The 16,490-nt window shown below is 68.9% G+C and carries 18 protein-coding genes; 12 read left to right on the forward strand and 6 right to left on the reverse strand.

Annotated elements, in window-relative coordinates:
• Positions 1-59: 59 nt before the first annotated feature.
• The 3 genes from ACZ5BU_RS24330 (at position 60) to ACZ5BU_RS24340 (ending at position 4,199) form a co-directional block, all read left to right on the forward strand.
• A complete protein-coding gene (locus ACZ5BU_RS24330) occupies positions 60-2,504 on the forward strand; it encodes a X2-like carbohydrate binding domain-containing protein (RefSeq protein ID WP_465702383.1) in 2,445 nt (814 codons plus the stop codon).
• A 148-nt stretch (positions 2,505-2,652) separates the two neighbouring features.
• On the forward strand, positions 2,653-3,579 hold the full coding sequence (locus tag ACZ5BU_RS24335; protein ID WP_465702384.1) for a GTP-binding protein LepA: 927 nt from the start codon (positions 2,653-2,655) through the stop codon (positions 3,577-3,579).
• Positions 3,576-4,199: a TetR/AcrR family transcriptional regulator gene (locus ACZ5BU_RS24340; RefSeq protein WP_465702385.1), complete on the forward strand. Its 624-nt coding sequence runs from the start codon at positions 3,576-3,578 to the stop codon at positions 4,197-4,199. Before ACZ5BU_RS24335 ends, ACZ5BU_RS24340 begins: the two co-directional genes overlap by 4 nt.
• Positions 4,200-4,244: 45 nt before the next feature.
• On the opposite strand, the gene ACZ5BU_RS24345 is transcribed toward ACZ5BU_RS24340, so the two are convergent.
• Positions 4,245-5,039, reverse strand: coding sequence for an NPP1 family protein (locus ACZ5BU_RS24345; protein ID WP_465702387.1), 795 nt, complete (start codon positions 5,037-5,039; stop codon positions 4,245-4,247).
• A 137-nt stretch (positions 5,040-5,176) separates the two neighbouring features.
• Between ACZ5BU_RS24345 and ACZ5BU_RS24350 the strand changes: the two genes are divergently transcribed.
• From ACZ5BU_RS24350 to ACZ5BU_RS24360, 3 genes are read left to right on the forward strand one after another with little or no spacing between them, the layout of a single operon-like run.
• A complete protein-coding gene (locus ACZ5BU_RS24350) occupies positions 5,177-7,093 on the forward strand; it encodes an acyl-CoA dehydrogenase family protein (RefSeq protein WP_465702388.1) in 1,917 nt (638 codons plus the stop codon).
• Positions 7,094-7,134: 41 nt separating this feature from the next.
• A complete protein-coding gene (locus ACZ5BU_RS24355; protein ID WP_465702389.1) occupies positions 7,135-8,805 on the forward strand; it encodes an alpha-amylase family protein in 1,671 nt (556 codons plus the stop codon).
• A 25-nt stretch (positions 8,806-8,830) separates the two neighbouring features.
• Positions 8,831-9,397 carry a putative glycolipid-binding domain-containing protein gene (locus tag ACZ5BU_RS24360; protein WP_465702391.1) on the forward strand — a complete coding sequence of 189 codons (567 nt, stop codon included), beginning with the start codon at positions 8,831-8,833 and terminating at the stop codon, positions 9,395-9,397.
• Here ACZ5BU_RS24360 and crcB (ACZ5BU_RS24365) read toward each other — a convergent pair.
• From crcB (ACZ5BU_RS24365) to ACZ5BU_RS24375, 3 genes are all read right to left on the reverse strand, one after another.
• A complete protein-coding gene (gene crcB / locus ACZ5BU_RS24365; protein ID WP_465702392.1) occupies positions 9,394-9,765 on the reverse strand; it encodes a fluoride efflux transporter CrcB in 372 nt (123 codons plus the stop codon). The genes ACZ5BU_RS24360 and crcB (ACZ5BU_RS24365) overlap by 4 nt on opposite strands.
• Positions 9,762-10,244 (reverse strand): fluoride efflux transporter CrcB, encoded by a 483-nt coding sequence (crcB, locus tag ACZ5BU_RS24370; RefSeq protein WP_465702393.1) that lies wholly within the window; start codon positions 10,242-10,244, stop codon positions 9,762-9,764. The genes crcB (ACZ5BU_RS24365) and crcB (ACZ5BU_RS24370) overlap by 4 nt, the downstream gene beginning before the upstream one ends.
• 203 nt (positions 10,245-10,447) lie before the next feature.
• Positions 10,448-11,383 carry a hypothetical protein gene (locus ACZ5BU_RS24375; protein WP_465702395.1) on the reverse strand — a complete coding sequence of 312 codons (936 nt, stop codon included), beginning with the start codon at positions 11,381-11,383 and terminating at the stop codon, positions 10,448-10,450.
• 146 nt (positions 11,384-11,529) lie between these two features.
• Between ACZ5BU_RS24375 and ACZ5BU_RS24380 the strand changes: the two genes are divergently transcribed.
• The gene (locus ACZ5BU_RS24380) at positions 11,530-11,958 is read left to right on the forward strand and encodes a MarR family winged helix-turn-helix transcriptional regulator (RefSeq protein WP_465702397.1); all 429 of its coding nucleotides are present in this window, start codon (positions 11,530-11,532) and stop codon (positions 11,956-11,958) included.
• A gap of 105 nt (positions 11,959-12,063) precedes the next feature.
• Positions 12,064-12,498: a DUF6069 family protein gene (locus ACZ5BU_RS24385; RefSeq protein ID WP_465702398.1), complete on the forward strand. Its 435-nt coding sequence runs from the start codon at positions 12,064-12,066 to the stop codon at positions 12,496-12,498.
• Here ACZ5BU_RS24385 and ACZ5BU_RS24390 read toward each other — a convergent pair.
• Positions 12,482-13,297 (reverse strand): PIG-L deacetylase family protein, encoded by an 816-nt coding sequence (locus ACZ5BU_RS24390; protein WP_465702400.1) that lies wholly within the window; start codon positions 13,295-13,297, stop codon positions 12,482-12,484. The two genes, ACZ5BU_RS24385 and ACZ5BU_RS24390, sit on opposite strands and share 17 nt — an antisense overlap.
• Positions 13,298-13,378: 81 nt before the next feature.
• Between ACZ5BU_RS24390 and ACZ5BU_RS24395 the strand changes: the two genes are divergently transcribed.
• From ACZ5BU_RS24395 to ACZ5BU_RS24405, 3 genes are read left to right on the forward strand one after another with little or no spacing between them, the layout of a single operon-like run.
• Positions 13,379-14,392, forward strand: coding sequence for a lysylphosphatidylglycerol synthase transmembrane domain-containing protein (locus ACZ5BU_RS24395; protein WP_465702402.1), 1,014 nt, complete (start codon positions 13,379-13,381; stop codon positions 14,390-14,392).
• On the forward strand, positions 14,389-15,456 hold the full coding sequence (locus ACZ5BU_RS24400) for a glycosyltransferase family 4 protein (RefSeq protein ID WP_465702404.1): 1,068 nt from the start codon (positions 14,389-14,391) through the stop codon (positions 15,454-15,456). The genes ACZ5BU_RS24395 and ACZ5BU_RS24400 overlap by 4 nt, the downstream gene beginning before the upstream one ends.
• A complete protein-coding gene (locus tag ACZ5BU_RS24405; protein WP_465702405.1) occupies positions 15,453-16,196 on the forward strand; it encodes an FAD:protein FMN transferase in 744 nt (247 codons plus the stop codon). The genes ACZ5BU_RS24400 and ACZ5BU_RS24405 overlap by 4 nt, the downstream gene beginning before the upstream one ends.
• Here ACZ5BU_RS24405 and ACZ5BU_RS24410 read toward each other — a convergent pair.
• Positions 16,166-16,300, reverse strand: coding sequence for a hypothetical protein (locus tag ACZ5BU_RS24410; RefSeq protein ID WP_465702407.1), 135 nt, complete (start codon positions 16,298-16,300; stop codon positions 16,166-16,168). The two genes, ACZ5BU_RS24405 and ACZ5BU_RS24410, sit on opposite strands and share 31 nt — an antisense overlap.
• Here ACZ5BU_RS24410 and ACZ5BU_RS24415 point away from each other — a divergent pair.
• Positions 16,241-16,490 (forward strand): response regulator (locus tag ACZ5BU_RS24415; protein WP_465702679.1); only part of this gene is annotated, 250 nt, incomplete at its 3' end. The genes ACZ5BU_RS24410 and ACZ5BU_RS24415 overlap by 60 nt on opposite strands.

Here is a 16,490-nt window from a genome sequence, read left to right on the forward strand (position 1 = left end):
GTTCCAATATCCTATCCGATTCGGTTTTCCTTTGAGGTCTCTGGGAAGAGGTCACCGCCATGACCAGATCCGTTCGGAGCAGGGTGTTACGCGCCGCGCTTGCCGCGGTCGTCGTCGCCGGGCTGCTGCCGGCAGGTTTGAGTACGTCGTCAGCAGCACCGGCCACGCCGGCCGTCAGCACCCAAGTGCTGTCCGGCCCGGCCGGGGACAAGGCCGCCAAGCCCTACATGGGCTGGAGCAGCTACAGCATGCAGGTCTTCAACCCGAACGGCGGTAGCTGGATCACCGCCGACCAGCTGATCAAGCAGTCCGACGCGATGCACGCGAAGCTGCAGCCGTACGGGTACGACTACCTCAACATCGACGCGGGCTGGAACGACGGTATCGACGCGTACGGCCGCCCGACCCCGAGCAAGAAGCTCTACCCGGACGGCCTGCAGGCAGTGATCGACCACATCCACGCCAACGGCCAGAAGGTCGGCCTGTACACGATCCCGGGGATCAGCAAGGCCGTGATAGACGCCAAGCTCCCGATCTACGGCGCCCCGGAATGTACGACCGGTGATCTTCCGGTGCTGCCGCTGCAGAAGGCCGACTACTGGGGGATCGGGTACCGCATCGACTTCTCCAAACCGTGTGCGCAGAAGTACGTCGACTCGATCGCGGACCTGTTCGGCTCCTGGGGCCTGGACTTCCTCAAGTTCGACAGTGTCACGCCGGGCTCGGGGATCAGCGACCTGTCGGTCGATGCCCGCGACGACGTGAAGGCGTGGTCGCAGGCGCTGGCGAAGTACAAGATCTGGCTCGAGATCTCCTGGGCACTCGACATCAACTACGCCGACTACTGGAAGCAGTACGCGAACGGCTGGCGGATCGAGTGGGACGTCGAGTGCTACTGCACGGGTACGGCGCTGACCGCCTGGCCGAACATCAACCGGTTGTTCCCGAAGCTTGCCGACTGGTGGCGGCACGCGGGTCCGGGCGGCTGGAACGACCTCGACTCGCTCGACGTCGGCAACGGCTCGATGGACGGGCTGACCAAGGACGAACGCCGTACGGCAGCCACCTTGTGGGCGGTGTCCGCGGCGCCGATGTACATCGGCAACGACATGACGAACCTGGACTCGTACGGCCTCAGCCTGCTGACCAACCCAGAGGTGATCGCGGTCGACCAGGCCGGCCGTCCGGCGCACCCGGTGTCGACGAAGACCAACCGGCAGGTGTGGTACGCGCTGAACGCGGACAGCTCGTACACCGTTGCCCTGTTCAACCTTGGTCAGACCGACGCCGACATGACGATCGACTTCGCCGACCTCGGCCTGAACGGTTCCGCGAAGGTGCGGGACCTGTGGGACCGCAAGGATCTCGGGACGTTCGCGTCGGGCTACACCGCCAAGAGCGTGCCGATCCACGGCGTCCGGCTGTTCAAGGTGACGCCGCAGAAGGGCGCCACGATCAGCGTGAACGACGACGACTTGCGGGTGTCGTACGACGGCGCCTGGGAGCGGAACGACAACTACGAGGTGCCCGCGGTCTCGCAGGCGCTGACCGTCGGCGTGACGGACTCCTCGCAGGCCATGGCGAAGGCCGCCGACCTGCCGAGCCGGACCATCGAGGTGAACAACAACAACTCCGGCATCGTCTACACCGGCAACTGGAACTACAGCTCCGGGCGCGGTCTCGGTGACTACCAGGACGACGTGCAGTGGACGGAGACCAACGGCGACTCGTTCTCGTACCAGTTCGTCGGGACCGGGGTGGACTACGTGACCGAGACCGATCCGGGGCAGGGTGACGTCGACATCTACATCGACGGCGAGCTCAAGCAGACCGTGAGTACGTACCTGGATCCGTCGCTGGGGCACAACAAACCCCAGCAGGTGGTGTACAGCATCTCGGACCTGCCGAACGGTACGCACACCATTCGTGGCGTGAAGAAGTCGGGCCAGTTCATGCTGCTGGACAAGCTGAACATTCGCCAGGAGAGTCTGCTCAACCCGGACACGGCGGCCTTCGACAAGAACGCCCCGGCCGACGTCAGCGTCACGCTGGGACGGGACCCGGGCGAGCTCGACGGCATCGCGTACGGCGGCAAGGATCTGGTCGAGGGCACCGACTACACGGTGAACGGGAACGTCGTCACGATCAGCAAGGCGTACCTCGCGACGCTGCCGGTCGGGAACGCGTCGCTCGACGTACGGTTCCGCGGCGACTACCGCGACGACATCCACGCCACCAAGGCCGACGGTGCCGCGGTCGGCTTCACCTTCACCGGCACGGGGGTCGACTGGAGTACGGCCCTCGCACCGGACCAGGGTGACGCCGACGTGTACCTAGACGGCAAGCCCGTACAGCGGGTCAACCTGCACGGTGACGTACGGGTGACGAACCGGACCGTGTTCAGCGCCACCGGGCTGAAGAACGGTCAGCACGTGCTGAAGCTCGTCAAGGTGAACGGAGACGTCCTCCGCAACGACACAATTCGCTACACCATCGCCAAGTAGGCACAACTGTCCTCAGGGAACAACCGGAGCCGGCACCCTGGTTGTTCCCTGAGTCACAGTCTTCTGACTGACTGATCAGTCAGCTAGTTGTTAGCCTTGCCAGGGGGGATCGAGCGCGCATCCCTGACGACCGAGCGAGGTGCCGCCTATGTCTTTGAGCGATCTGACCATCCCGCGCCGGCGAGGCCGCCGGCGGGAAGACTCCCGGATGGCCGACCACGTCGACCGGCTCGGCGAGGAACATCCGCCGATCCCGCTCGGCGGCGTCGACTACACGATGAAGAAGCCCGGCCTGCTGGCCGAGCGGTTCGGCCCGGTGCTGGCCTACATGACCCGGGTCGAGCTCGAGGTCGAGCGGAACGTGCTCGAGCTGAACATCCTGCTGCCCGACCCGCCCGAGGTCGACCGGCACTTCTACGCCGACGTCTGGATGCCGCAGGAGACCCGGCACGGGCAGATCCTCGACAAGTTGCAGGACCTGCTCGGCGTCGAGCCGCACGAGGCGAACCTCGACCAGGTGTCGTTCAGCCTCAAGTTCCTCGGTGCACTCGGGAAGGTGCCGGGTGTGCAGGACGTCAGCCGGATGCTCTACTACCTGACTGGGCTGGCCACCGAGCGTTCCGCCGTGCTCGCGTACAACAGGCTCCACGCCGGGCTGGTCGAGCTCGGGGAGCGGGCCATCGCAGCCACGGTGGTCTCGCCGATCCGCCGCCAGGAGCCCGGCCACTTCGCGTACTACCAGATGGCTGCCCAGCAGCTGTGGGATCAGCTGTCGGGGTGGCAGAAGTGGCTGACGCGCGGGCTCCGGAGGCGTACGTTCGAAGTAACTGGTGCCTACAACAAGCTGCAGGTGACGCAGTTCGGGGAAGTGATGGACAAGCTCAGGTTGAGCAACGGCGGCGAGGCGGAGCTGCGGAAGTACGCACAGCAGGTCGGGCGGGCCGAACACGAGCTGCTGTGGGCACATCGCCGGGGCCTCCGCGTACCCGACTACGTGTTCAAGTCCCTGAAGCGGGCCGCCGTGCTCGCTGCCGAGCGGAAAGGTGAAGTCTGGCCGGCCCCCCAGCCATCATGACCGCATCGGAGCACCAGCACAGTGCCCGTCAGCAGGCACGAGCCACCAAACGGCAGGTCATCGTCGAGACCGCCGAGCGGCTGTTCGCGGAGCACGGGTACGACGCGACGTCGACGGCCCGGATCGCCGCCGAGGCCGGCGTCCCGTCGGGGCTGGTGTTCTACCACTTCGCGACCAAGCTCGACCTGCTGCTCGCGGTGGTGCAGGAACGCCCGGCGCCCAGCGAGGTACTGCGCTCCGCGGCCCGCGGCCGGACCGTACGGCAGCGGTTGCGTGCGATCGTGGCGACCATGGCCGAGGAACTGGAGAACGACCGCGCCGTCCGGATCATCGTGTTCCGCGAGGCGCAAGGCCGGCCGGAGATCGCGTCCCGGGCGGCGGAGATGTTCGCGGACGCGACCGCGACGGTGGCCGACGTACTGGCCGGCGCCGATGACGTGATGGCCGATCGGGTCCGGGTGCAGGCGGCGGCCGAGTTGGTGGTGAGCCGGGTGTTCCTGGACACGGTCGCGCTCGGCCAGGTCGAGCCGGCGACCAAGCGGCACGCGGCGATGATCGACCTGATCGTGGAATCGCTGACGGCGTGCGCGCCCACCGTCGAACGCGCACGCCGCGGTTGATCAGGCCCGGATCGATCAGGCCCGTATCGATCAGGCCCGTATCGATCAGGCCCAGGGGTCGAACGGGATCCCGGACGGCTTGGACGCGTTCAGCAGGTTGCGGAACCGGTCGTCCTTGTCGGTGATCTTGATCGTGGCGGCCCCGAATTCCGCGGTCATCAAGATGTCGCGCAACGACGTACTCGGATAGCCGTTCCAGCCGACCAGCGGCGGGTAGCGCCAGTCGTGGTAGTAGTTCTCCGGCGGCTCGTCGTTGCTGTTGGCGAGCCGGAAGAAGTGCGTACTCGCGCCGTCCTTGTGGTACACGACCTTCGGGTGCGTACCGTCGAAGCGGACCTGCGAGCGCGGGTACGTGACCTGGCTCGAGTGCTGCGTGGTGGTCACGTACTCGACCTGGTTGGTGGACTGGTCGACCCAGGAGATCACGTGCTCCCAGTCGTGCCGGTGGCCGCCGAGGCTGCTGCCGGGCAGGGCCTGGTCCTTCTCGAAGTAGCTGGCGTAGACGATCGCACACCAGCCGTTGTTGCACTTCTCGCGGGAATAGGTCTGGGAGTTGTCGAGGTCGGACTGGTCGTGGCAGTTGCCGTTCAGCGCGCCGGTCGGGTTGAGGCCCGGGTTCAGCGTGCCGTCCGGTCCGATGGCGGGCGTGGCGTAGCAGCCGTCGGTGTCGTAGTCGTACGCGGGCGAGAACGACTGCTCGTAGCCGTCCGCGTTCTGCGGGAGGTTGTGCGGCGGTTCGGCGTACGCGATCGCCGCCGAGGTGACCGTCAGGGCGACGGTTCCGAGCACGACACCCAGCGCTCGGCGGAGCCGGCGTGGTGGTGGGGCGGAGTCCTGCATCGGTTGCTCCTCACTTATTTCAGGGCGGAAAGGAACGACACGACAATGTCAGGACCGGGCCACCTGCGCCTATACGTCACGTGGCTACACGTTGACCGTCGGGTACCGGGGGAGAAACATGAGCTGGAGGGGTCAACGTGCCGGACGTCAGTGAGCGGGAAGCGCGGTCGGTTGCCGAAGCGGCGCGGGAGAGCGACTGGACCCGGCCGAGCTTCGCCAAGAAGTTGTACCTGGGCGACTTCGACCTGTCGCTCATCCATCCACAGCCGCAGTCCGGGACCGCGGAGGACACGGCGCGCGGTGCCGAGTTCGTCGCCAAGCTCCGCGCGTACTGCGAGACGCTCGACGGTCTGTTGATCGAGCGCGAGGCGAAGATCCCCGACGAGTACCTGAAGGGTCTCGCCGAGTTGGGTGTCTTCGGCATCAAGATTCCGCGGGAGTACGGCGGTCTGGGCCTGTCGATGTCGCACTACGGCGAGGCGCTGATGCTGGTCGCCTCGGTGCACCCGAGTCTGAGCGCGTTGGTCTCGGCGCACCAGTCGATCGGCGTACCCGAGCCGGTCAAGCAGTTCGGCACCGACGAACAGAAGCAGGCGTTCCTGCCCCGCTGCGCGGCCGGCGCGGTCACGGCGTTCCTGCTCACCGAACCCGACGTCGGTTCGGACCCGGCCCGGCTGGCTTGCAGTGCCACGCCGACCGAGGACGGTACGGAGTACCTGCTCGACGGCGTGAAGCTGTGGACGACGAACGGGGTGATCGCCGAACTGGTCGTGGTGATGGCGCGGGTGCCGGAACACCCCGGTGGGCGCGGCGGGATCACCGCGTTCGTAGTCGAGGCGGATTCGCCGGGCATCACGGTGGAGAACCGCAACGCGTTCATGGGCCTGCGCGGGATCGAGAACGGCGTGACGCGGTTCCACCAGGTCCGGGTGCCGACCGGGAACCGTCTCGGGCGCGAAGGCGACGGCCTGCGGATCGCCCTGACCACCTTGAACACCGGCCGGCTCTCGATCCCCGCGACCTGCACCGCCGCCGGCAAATGGTGCCTGAAGATCGCCCGCGAATGGTCCACGGAACGCGTCCAGTGGGGCCGGCCGGTCGGTCAGCACGCCGCGGTGGCGGAGAAGATCTCGTTCATCGCCGCGACCACCTTCGGGCTCGAGTCGGTGCTGGAGCTGTCAGCGCGGCTGGCCGATGCGGGCAGCAAGGACATCCGGATCGAGGCCGCGCTAGCGAAGTTGTGGGCCAGCGAGATGGCCTGGAAGATCGCCGACGAGCTGGTCCAGATCCGTGGCGGACGCGGCTACGAGACGGCCGACTCGCTGGCGGCCCGCGGCGAACGGGCCGTACCGGCCGAGCAGGTGCTGCGCGATCTGCGGATCAACCGGATCTTCGAAGGGTCGACCGAGATCATGCACCTGCTGATCGCCCGCGAGGCGGTCGACGCGCACCTGGCTGCGGCGGGTGACCTCGCCTCGGCCGAGGCCGGTCTGCAGGACAAGGCGCGGGCCGCGGTCGGCGCGAGCGGGTTCTACGCGCGATGGTTGCCCCAGCTCGCCGTCGGCAAGGGATCGGTGCCGCGCTCGTACGGCGAGTTCGGTCCGCTGTCCGGTCACCTGAGGTACGTCGAGCGGTCGGCCCGCAAGCTGGCCCGGCAGACGTTCTACGGAATGGCGCGCTGGCAGGCGAAGCTCGAGTACCGGCAGAGCTTCCTGGGCCGGATCGTGGACATCGGCGCGGAGCTCTTCGCGATGGCCGCCGCGTGTTCCCACGCGGAGACGCTGCGGGCCGCGAATCCCGTTCAGGGCAAGGCCGCCTACCAGTTGGCGGGTGTGTTCTGCGAGCAGGCGCGGCTGCGGGTGGAGCGGCTGTTCGACGCGTTGTGGTCGAACACCGACGACAGCGACCACCGCCTCGCCTCGAGAGTTCTCGACGGCGCCTACACCTGGCTCGAGGAGGGCGTCGTCGACCCGTCCGAGGGCACCGGACCGTGGATCGCCGACTGGGCCCCGGGCGCTTCCACGACCGACAACGTCCATCGTCGCTACCGATAGGACCCCCGTGTAGGGACCGGAGCGCGGGGTACCGGCCGGGCATGCGCCTGACCAAGACCGCGGACGTCTGGTGGAAGAACGCGGTGATCTACTGCCTGGACGTCGAGACGTTCTTCGACACCGACGGTGACGGGCGGGGTGACCTGCGCGGCGTGTGTCAACGGATCGATCATCTGGCCGAGCTGGGTGTGACCTGCCTGTGGTTGATGCCGTTCTATCCGACACCGGACCGCGACGACGGCTACGACATCACCGACTTCTACGGCGTCGACCGCCGGGTCGGAACGCACGGCGACCTGGTCGAGCTGATCACCCTGGCCAAGGACCGCGGCATCCGGGTGATCGCCGATCTCGTCGTCAACCACACCTCCGACCAGCACCCGTGGTTCCGGAGCGCGCGGGCGTCGCGCGAATCGCCGTACCGGGGCTGGTACGTCTGGCGCGACGAGCCGCCGCCGGACGCGGACAAGGGCGTCGTCTTCCCGGACCAGGAGACGAGTCTGTGGCAGTACGACAAGGAGGCAGGGCAGTACTACCTGCACCGGTTCTACAAGTACCAGCCCGACCTGGACATCGCGAACTCCGAGGTCCGCGAGGAGATCGAGCGGGTGATCGGGTTCTGGTCCGAGCTGGGGCTGTCCGGGTTCCGGGTGGACGCGGTGCCGTTCCTGATCGACACCGCAGGCGCGGAGGACGCGGCGAACCTGCCGGACCCGCACGACTACCTGCGCGAGTTGCGGTCGTTCCTGGACCGGCGGCAGGGGCAGTCGATGCTGCTCGGCGAGGTCAACCTGCCGTACCCCGACGTCCAGCGCTTCTACGGTCCGGACGGCGACGAGCTGACGATGTGCTTCGACTTCATCGTCATGCAGCGGCTGTACCTGTCCCTGGCGCGCAACGATCCGGCCGAGCTGGTGAAGGCGTTGCGGCAGCGGCCGGATCCGCCGGGGGACGGGCAATGGGCGATGTTCGTCCGGAACCACGACGAGCTGACGCTGGACAAGCTGTCGGAGGCGGAACGGCAGGAAGTGTTCGACGCGTTCGGGCCGGAGAAGAGCATGCAGCTCTACGGCCGTGGTCTGCGCCGGCGGCTGCCGCCGATGCTGGGTAACGACCCGGACCGGATCCGGATGGTCTACAGCCTGCTGTTCTCGCTGCCGGGGACGCCCGTGCTGTTCTACGGCGAGGAGATCGGCATGGGGGAGAACCTCGCGGCGCCGGACCGGCACGCGGTACGGACGCCGATGCAATGGACCACCGGCCTCAACGGCGGTTTCTCGACGGCCGATCCGGACGACCTGCCGGCGCCGATGGCCGAGGGCGAGTTCGGACCGGAGCACGTGAACGTCGCCGCGCAGCGCCGTGACCGGGACTCGTTGTTCAACTGGATGAAGCTGCTGATCCGCCGGTACCGCGAGTGTCCGGAGCTGTCCTGGGGGACCTGCACGATCCTCGAGACCGAGGCCCCGTCGGTGTTCGCGCACCGCTCGGATCACGAGGGCGGCACGATCGTTGCCGTGCACAACTTCGCGCCCGCGGACGCACAGGTCACGCTGGCCGTCGCCGGGGCCGGAACCGGGGTCCGCGCGGTCGACCTGTTCGCCGACCGTACGGCGACCGTCCGGGATGACGGGACGATGCCGGTCGACCTTCCGCCGTACGGCTGCCGCTGGTTCCGCATCGTCCGTCCGGGCGACCGTTACCTCGTCTGACACCCGGCCCTAGAGTGCTGGCACGATGAACCTGACGGCGCTGCCGCCCGCGGCTTCGTGGGCACACAGCGGCCTGCGCTCCGGGTTCGAGGTGCTGTTCGCGGACGCCGGCCGATTGCGTGGCCGTACGTCGGCTCGCGAGGGCGACGTGCTGTGGTACGTCGGCTACGACATCACCGTCGACCCGGGCTGGACGACGCGGTCGGTGCATGCCGTTGGTTCGACGGCGGGTGGTGATCATGAGGTCGTGCTCGAACGGGATGTCGACGGCTGGACCGTGAACGGGACGGCACGCCCCGACCTCGACGGTTGCCTGGACGTCGACTTCGAGTCGTCGGCGGTCACCAACACGCTTCCGATCCACCGCCTGCCGTTCGCGGCCGGGGCGTCGTACGAGGTGCCGGCGGCGTTCGTACGTGCGGAGGACCTGACTGTCATCCGCCTCGAACAGCGCTACACGCTGACGAGTTCCGACGGGCAGCGGCACGTGTTCCACTACGAGTCGGCGACCTTCGACTTCGAATGCGAGCTGACGTACGACGCCGCCGGTCTGGTGCTGGACTATCCGGGGATCGCGATTCGTGACCGCTAGCTCCAGACGGCCTGGCTGACGGCGACGCCGAGGAAGACGCTGCCGAGGCCGGCGACGACGCTCGCGATCACGTTGGCGGCGGCGAGGAACCGGGCGCGGTCCTCGAACAGCCGGATCGTCTCGTAGGAGAACGTCGAGTACGTCGTCAGAGCGCCGCAGAAGCCGGTGCCGACGAGGAGTTGGACGCTGTGCGGCAGCGCGGTCGACGCCCCGGCGAGGAACCCGAGGACCAGCGAGCCGAGCACGTTGACGCTGAACGTGCCCCACGGGAACAGCGAGTCGTGCCGGGCCTGGACGGCGCGGTCGGCGACATACCGCAACGGCGCTCCGACCAGGCCGCCGGCGATCACCAGCAGAAGCCGTGTCATCGGCTCCTCCACGTGATCAGGGCCCGCGTCGAGGTGACGGTGGTACGCACCGCGACCAGTGCGCCGACGACGGTCGTCGCCAGGTACAACAGCCCGATCCCGGCGTGCCCTCCGGAGATGAGGCGCTCGATGTCGACGGCGTACGTCGAGAACGTCGTGAACCCACCGAGCACACCGGTGCCCAGGAAGGGTCGGACCAGCCGCTGCTGGGTGAGTACGTCGGTCACCAGCACCATCAGGATCCCGATCAGCCCACAGCCGACGATGTTGACGGCCAGCGTCGCGAACGGGAACCCGTCCGGCGGCGTCGGCCAGCCCAGGCCGATCAGGTACCGGGCGGCCGCGCCGATCGCGCCGCCGACGGCGATCACCCCGATGACGACCGGGTCGTGCGTCCGCCGGGGTCGGCCGTCGATCCGCAGGTCGACGTCCGAGTCGACCGCGCCCCTGGGCAAGGGGTTGACGGGGTCGTCCTGCACAGAGAGTCCTCCTACCTGAACCGACCTCCGGCGGGCCGCCGCGAGGTCACTAGGTAGGGACTGTTGGCCGCCGGTCGACGACAGTTCGATCCGGCGAGCCCCACCACCGGTCAAGCTCCGCCCATCATACGGGAGCGCCCGGCGGCGCCGCCCTCCGGTCGGAAAACCCAGAGGACGGCGCGCCGGCTGGTGCACTCTGAGTACTACCCGCCGTTCAGGACGTCGTACTTCGGGGCGATCCGGAAGTACTGCGGGTCCGAGAAGGTCAGCGGGACCTTGCCCAGGCTCTTGATCGCCGTGCTGGTGCCGTTTGCGTGGCTGACGGCGTACAGGTAACCGGACTTGGTGTCGCGGTCGATGCCGAGCAGCAGCGTGCCGTTGGTGCCGCACTTGGTCGCGATCAGCTGCTCGAAGCCCTGCCAGGTGCTGCTCCGGACGACCTTGCTGGTCGGTCCGGCGAGGTACTTCGTCGGCCAGGTGACCGTGACGAGCGAACCGGTCCGGGTGTTGGCCAGGAACGTCTCGGTGGTCGCCGTGCGCCCGATCAGCGCGATGCCCTTGACCGTGCTGAGCCCGCCGACCCCGGCGGTGATCCGCCAGCCGCCGCCGTCGGAGACCCAGCGCTGGGTGGCGCCGTCGGTCCGCTGCCCGTACAGCAGGACGCGTGCCGGGTTGCCGGCGTTGGCCGGCTGCAGCACCGACTGCTCGATCCAGCGGTAGTTCGACCAACCGCCACCGATGCGGAGGTTGTTGTGCGGGTAGTGCGGGTCGATCTGGCTCTCGCTGTCGACGACGAACGAGCTCGCGTACAGCGCGCCGCCCAGCACCGTGAGGCCGGACCGCGCCTCCCCGCCACTGGTCAGCGGCGTGCCGGTGAACGTGCTGATGTGCTGGACCTGGTTCGCGCCGAACACGCCGGCGGTGCCCCGGACCCCGCCGACGGTGATCGGTGCGGTGGCGTTGATCATCCGGCTGGTGAACGCGCCGGTCGACGTCACCGACCCGAGCCGGAGCGCGCACGCGGCCGCGGCCGCGGTTTGCCCGGTGGTCGTACTCGGCTGCGCCTGAGCTGTCGCGGCAGACCCGATCCCCACGGACAGCACAGCGGCGGCGGCCAGTCCTACGGTCTTGCGAATCATGGTGGTGTCCTCCCCTGACGCGGAGGCATCCCCGGCCTCCGTCGTACCGGATTGGAATCCGGACCGGCCCGAAAAGTTGCCGCCGGTCTCAGCTGAATTTCAGGGCTATCGTTGGGGCCTTGGGACGGGGGTCGAAAGGGGTGTCGATGGCGGCGAAGCCGAAGGTGCTGGCGGCCGGGCCGGCGTTGATCCGGGCGGCCACCGCGGTGACCGAGGAGTACGAGCGGATCAGCTCGGACCTCGGTCTGACCATGCAGCAGGCGCGGCTGCTGTTCATCCTGCACCGGCAGCCGACGAACATGCTCGGGCTCGGGTCGGCGCTGCGGCTGACCAAATCCACGATGACCGGCGTGGTCGCCCGGATGGAGGCGGCCGGGCTGGTCGTCCGGGTACCGGACGAGACCGACCGGCGGAACTTCGTGGTCACGCCGACCGAGCACGGCGCGCAGGTGGCCGAGGAGTTCGAACGCCTGCTGCGCACCGAGGTCCGGCGGATGCTCCAGGTCCTCGACCCGACCGAACGCGACACCCTCGCCGCCCTGCTCACCACGATCATCGCCGCCCACGAGGGCTAACAGTACGAGTTTCGGACTGATTTGGAGGATCCCCTGGCCATTGGCCGAGCGGTCGGCTACCGTCGAATTAGTACGAGATACGTACCGACTGCGGAGGTGGTCCCGATGGCTTCGATCGATGTCCAACAGCACCCGACAGCGCTCGGCCGCCGGACCGGGATCCGGTTCGCGGCCCTGCTCGGCGCCGCGGTGCTCGCGGCCGGCCTCAACTACTTGGTCGCACAGGGAGCTGTCGCGCTCGGTGCGGCCCCCGGCTTCGCACCACTGACGCCGCAGGTGTTCGTCCCGCTGACCCTGCTCGGAACGGCAGCCGGTTACGCGGGCTGGACGACAGTCGCACGCCGCTCCACCAACCCGGCTGCTGTGCTGCGCGTGCTGGTCCCCGCCGTGCTCGTCCTGTCCATGCTCCCGGACCTGTTGCTCATGGCCACCAAGTTCATTCCGTCCACCTCAGCAACCGGCGTGGCAGGCCTGATGTTGATGCACCTCGTCGTCACCGCCGTCGCCGTACCCGCGTATCAGTTCACGCGTCGGGTCTGAGGGACGCGAACAGGTCGTCGAGGGGGGCCCTGGGGGTGCGGCCGTGTTCGACGTACCACTCGGTGCCGAGCATTGGGCGGAACAGCCAGTGGGGGAGTTTCAGGAGGAGCGACAGCGTGCGGGCGCCTTCGTCGGAGCTTGCCTGGCTGGCGTGGGCCTCGAACGACGCACGCTTCTGCCGGGTGTAGCGCCGTACGTCGACCCGATGCGTGATCGCCTCGCTGGGGGAGTACGCGTGGTCGTACGACGCGGCGGTCACCGCGGGCAGTATGCCGGGGATGGCCTCCACGATCCGGACCAGCCGGCGGATCAGCCGCCGGTCGATCGTTGCCTCCAGCACCAACGGCGTACCGGCCTGCGCGCCGGCGTGCACGCCCGCGGTGTAGACCTGCCGGTGGTCCGGATGACCGTACCCACCGGCCGGGTCGTAGATCGTCAGCGCGTCCGCGTGCTCTTCGCGGAGCAGCTCGATCAAGGGTTGCGCGGCCTCCTCGACCGGGAGCGTACTGAACCCGCCGTCCGTTGGCGGTCCGGACGACCCGGAGTCCTTGAACCCGAACCGCACCACCCGCGCGCAGCCGAGCGCGGCCGCGGACTGCTCGAGTTCGTCCCGCCGGACCGCGGCCAGACCGGGGCCCGACCGGAACGGCGAAGCGGCCGCCCCCGCCTCGCCGTCCGTGGCGACGGCGAGCACGACGCGATGTCCCTCCGCGGCGAGCCGCGCCAGAGTGCCGCCCATCAGCAGCGCCTCGTCGTCCGGGTGCGCGTGGAACGCCACCAGGGTGAAGGGCCCGGCCATCCTCCGAGGATCGCATGCCGCTCGGGACCGGGCTAGTTGCTCTCAGCACCCTCTCAGCATCGGAGCGCCAGTCTGGGGTCGATGAACGAGCGAGAACGGCGTGCGGGTTGGCAACGGCGGCTGCTGACGTCTGTCCTGAGCGCGTTGGTGACGGGGGCCTTGGTGGTGTTCCTGCCCCGAGCGGTCGGGTCGACCTGGCGCGAGGTCGGCAACGTACTCGAACGGGTGTCGGTCGGCTCGCTGGTGCTGCTCGCGGTTGTCTGGATCGCCGGGTTGTGGGCACATTCGTTCGTGCTCGCCGCGTCCCTGCCCGGGCTGTCCAAGCGCCGTGGGCTGACGCTGAGCCTGACCGGCAGCGCGGTAGCAAACGTTCTCCCGCTCGGCGGCGCCGTCGGTACGGCGCTCAACTTCACGATGGTCCGCCGCTGGGGATTCACCCGGCGCGCGTTCGGGGGATTCCTTGCCGTGACGACGCTGCTGAACGTCGCGTCGAAGCTCGGCGTGATCGCGGTCGCGCTCGGCCTGACGCCGATCCTGCACAGCGCCGCCGCGTTCGGCAAGGGGAGTCTGCTGTTCCTCCCGGTGCCGGTCGCCGTCCTGCTCGGGGTGTGGATCCTCGCCGACGAGCGGGTCGCCGAGACCATCGGCCGCCTGCTGGACCAGGTGTTGCGGCGTTCGCGCCTGCAGGAACGCCTTCCCCGGTTCCGGCGTACGGCACTGCACCTGATGCGCACCGGCTGGCGGCCGATGACCGGCGGGATGGTCGCGTACCTCGCGTTGCAGCTCGCGCTGCTGTGGCTGTGCTTCCACGTACTGCACGTCCCGCTCGGCCTGGCGGTGCTGTTCACGGCGCTCGCGGTCGAGAGGTTGCTGACGCTGGTACCGATCACGCCGGGCAGTGCAGGTGTCGTCGAGATCGGTACGTCGGCGGCGCTGGTCGCGCTCGGCGGTGACCCGGCCGGCGTTGCGGCCGGGTTGCTGCTGTTCCGCGGGTTCACGTTCCTGATGGAGATCCCGGTCGGGGGTGTCATGCTGGCGATCTGGACGTCGCTGCAGCGTCGTTCGTCGGGTGGTGCGCAGGCGGTGGCGGCGTGAGGGTCGCGCTTGTCAGTGACGTCTACCTGCCGCGGCTCGGTGGGATCGAGCTGCAGGTCCACGATCTCGCCGTACAACTGATCCGCGCGGGGCACGACGTCACGGTGTACACGCTGATCGAAGGGCCGTCGGCCGAAGTACCGGTGGTACGGTTGCCGGCGGTGGCCGGCGTACCGGTGCGTGCCGCCATGGAGCGGTTGCGGGGTGAGTTGCCGTCGTACGACATCGTGCACGCGCACTCGTCGATCGTGTCGCCGCTGGCGTGGCGGGCGGCGCGGCTGGCCCGGGCGGCGATCGTCACCGTACATTCGTTGCCTGGGCCAACGATGCCGTGGCCGTTGGGCCAGCTCGACCGGTACGTCGGTGACGTCGGGTGGACCGCGGTGAGCGAGGCGGTCGCCGCGGCGATGCGGCGGTCGCTCCCGGGGCGAGCGGTCGACGTACTGCACAACGGCGTCGACCCCGCTGCCTGGCGGCCGGCTGCGCGGGAGCGGCATCCGTTGACGATCGTGAGCACGATGCGGCTGGCCCGGCGGAAGCGGCCGCTCGCGTTGCTGGACACGCTCGCGGCGATCCGGTCCCTGGTCCCGCCGGGGATCCAGCTGCGTGGGGTGATCGCAGGATCGGGGCCGCGGGAACGGGCGCTCGATGCGCGGCGGCGGGACCTCGCGCCGTGGGTGGAGTTGCCCGGCCGGCTGACCCGCTTCGAGTTGCGGGAGTTGTACGCGTCCGCTGACGTATATCTGGCGCCGGCCGAGCTGGAGTCGTTCGGCGTCGCGGCACTCGAAGCGCGGTGCGCGGGGCTGCCGGTGGTGGCGATGTCGACGGGCGGCGTCGGCGAGTTCATCCGGAACGGTGTCGAGGGCTTCCTCGTCGACACCGACGCGGAGATGGCGCGGACCACGGCCGCGCTGCTCACGCATCCCGCCGTACTCGATCGGCTGCAGGCTCACAATCGGCACACAGCTCCCCGGATGACTTGGGAGCGGGTGATTGCGCAGCACCTCGCCGCGTACACGGCTCAGCTTGTTCACAGGGATCGGGCTCTAGCGTCGGCGTCATGAAACGGAGCTGGGTCGAGCAGGTGATGGGGATGCCCATCAGCGTGCTCGCCCGGGGCCCGTCTGCGGGATCGGAGGCGGCGGACGCCGCCGTGCGGGAGCTGTACGCGTCCTTGCACGAGGTCGATCGCGTCTTCTCGCCGTACCAGCCGGACAGCGACGTGAGCCGCTTGGGGCGCGGCGAGGTGGACTGGGACGACGTCGCCCCGGACGTGCGGGAGGTGGCCGAGCGGTGTGCGGCGGCGCGGGAGCTGACCGGCGGGCTGTTCTCCGCCGACCTGCCGGACGGCGGGTGGGATCCGTCCGGACTGGTCAAAGGTTGGGCGGTCGAGCGCGCGGGAGAGCGGTTGCGTTCCGTCGGTGGGCTCGACTGGTGTCTGAACGCGGGTGGCGACGTACTCGTCAGCTGTCCGAGCGCGGAGCCGTTCACGATCGGGATCCAGGATCCGCACGATCCGGGGCGGGTGGTCGCCAGTCTGGCGCGGACCTCCGGAGCGGTGGCGACGAGCGGTACGGCTGCCCGGGGCGCGCACCTCTACGATCCGCGGACCGGGCGGGCGGTGGAGAGCCGGTGGCTGTCGGTGTCGGTGAGTGGGGCGTCGCTCGAGTACGCCGACGTTCTTGCGACGGCCGCGTTCGTCGCGGGGGACGACTGGCCCGGGGTCCTGCTGCCCGGGTACGAAGGGCTCGGTGTGCTTGCCGACGGCAACCTTCACGCGACGGCCGGCTGGGGCGTGGGATGAGCCCGCGGATCCTGCTGATCGAGGACGACACCGACCTGGCCGGGATGCTCGGCCGGGTGCTCGGCGACGAAGGGTACGCCGTACAGCGGGCGGCCGACGGCCATACCGGGCTGCATCTCGCGCTGACCCGTCCGTTCGACGCGATGATCGTGGATCGTGGACTTCCCGCCGTCGAAGGGCTGGACCTGATCGCGGGGGGGGGGGGGGGGGGGGGGGGGGGGGGGGGGCGGGAGGGGGGGGGGGGGGGGAAAAGCAAGAAACGAATAGAAGAGCAAGACACAGGAGCGAGAGAAA

It is taken from the genome of Kribbella sp. NPDC031520 (assembly GCF_055580825.1).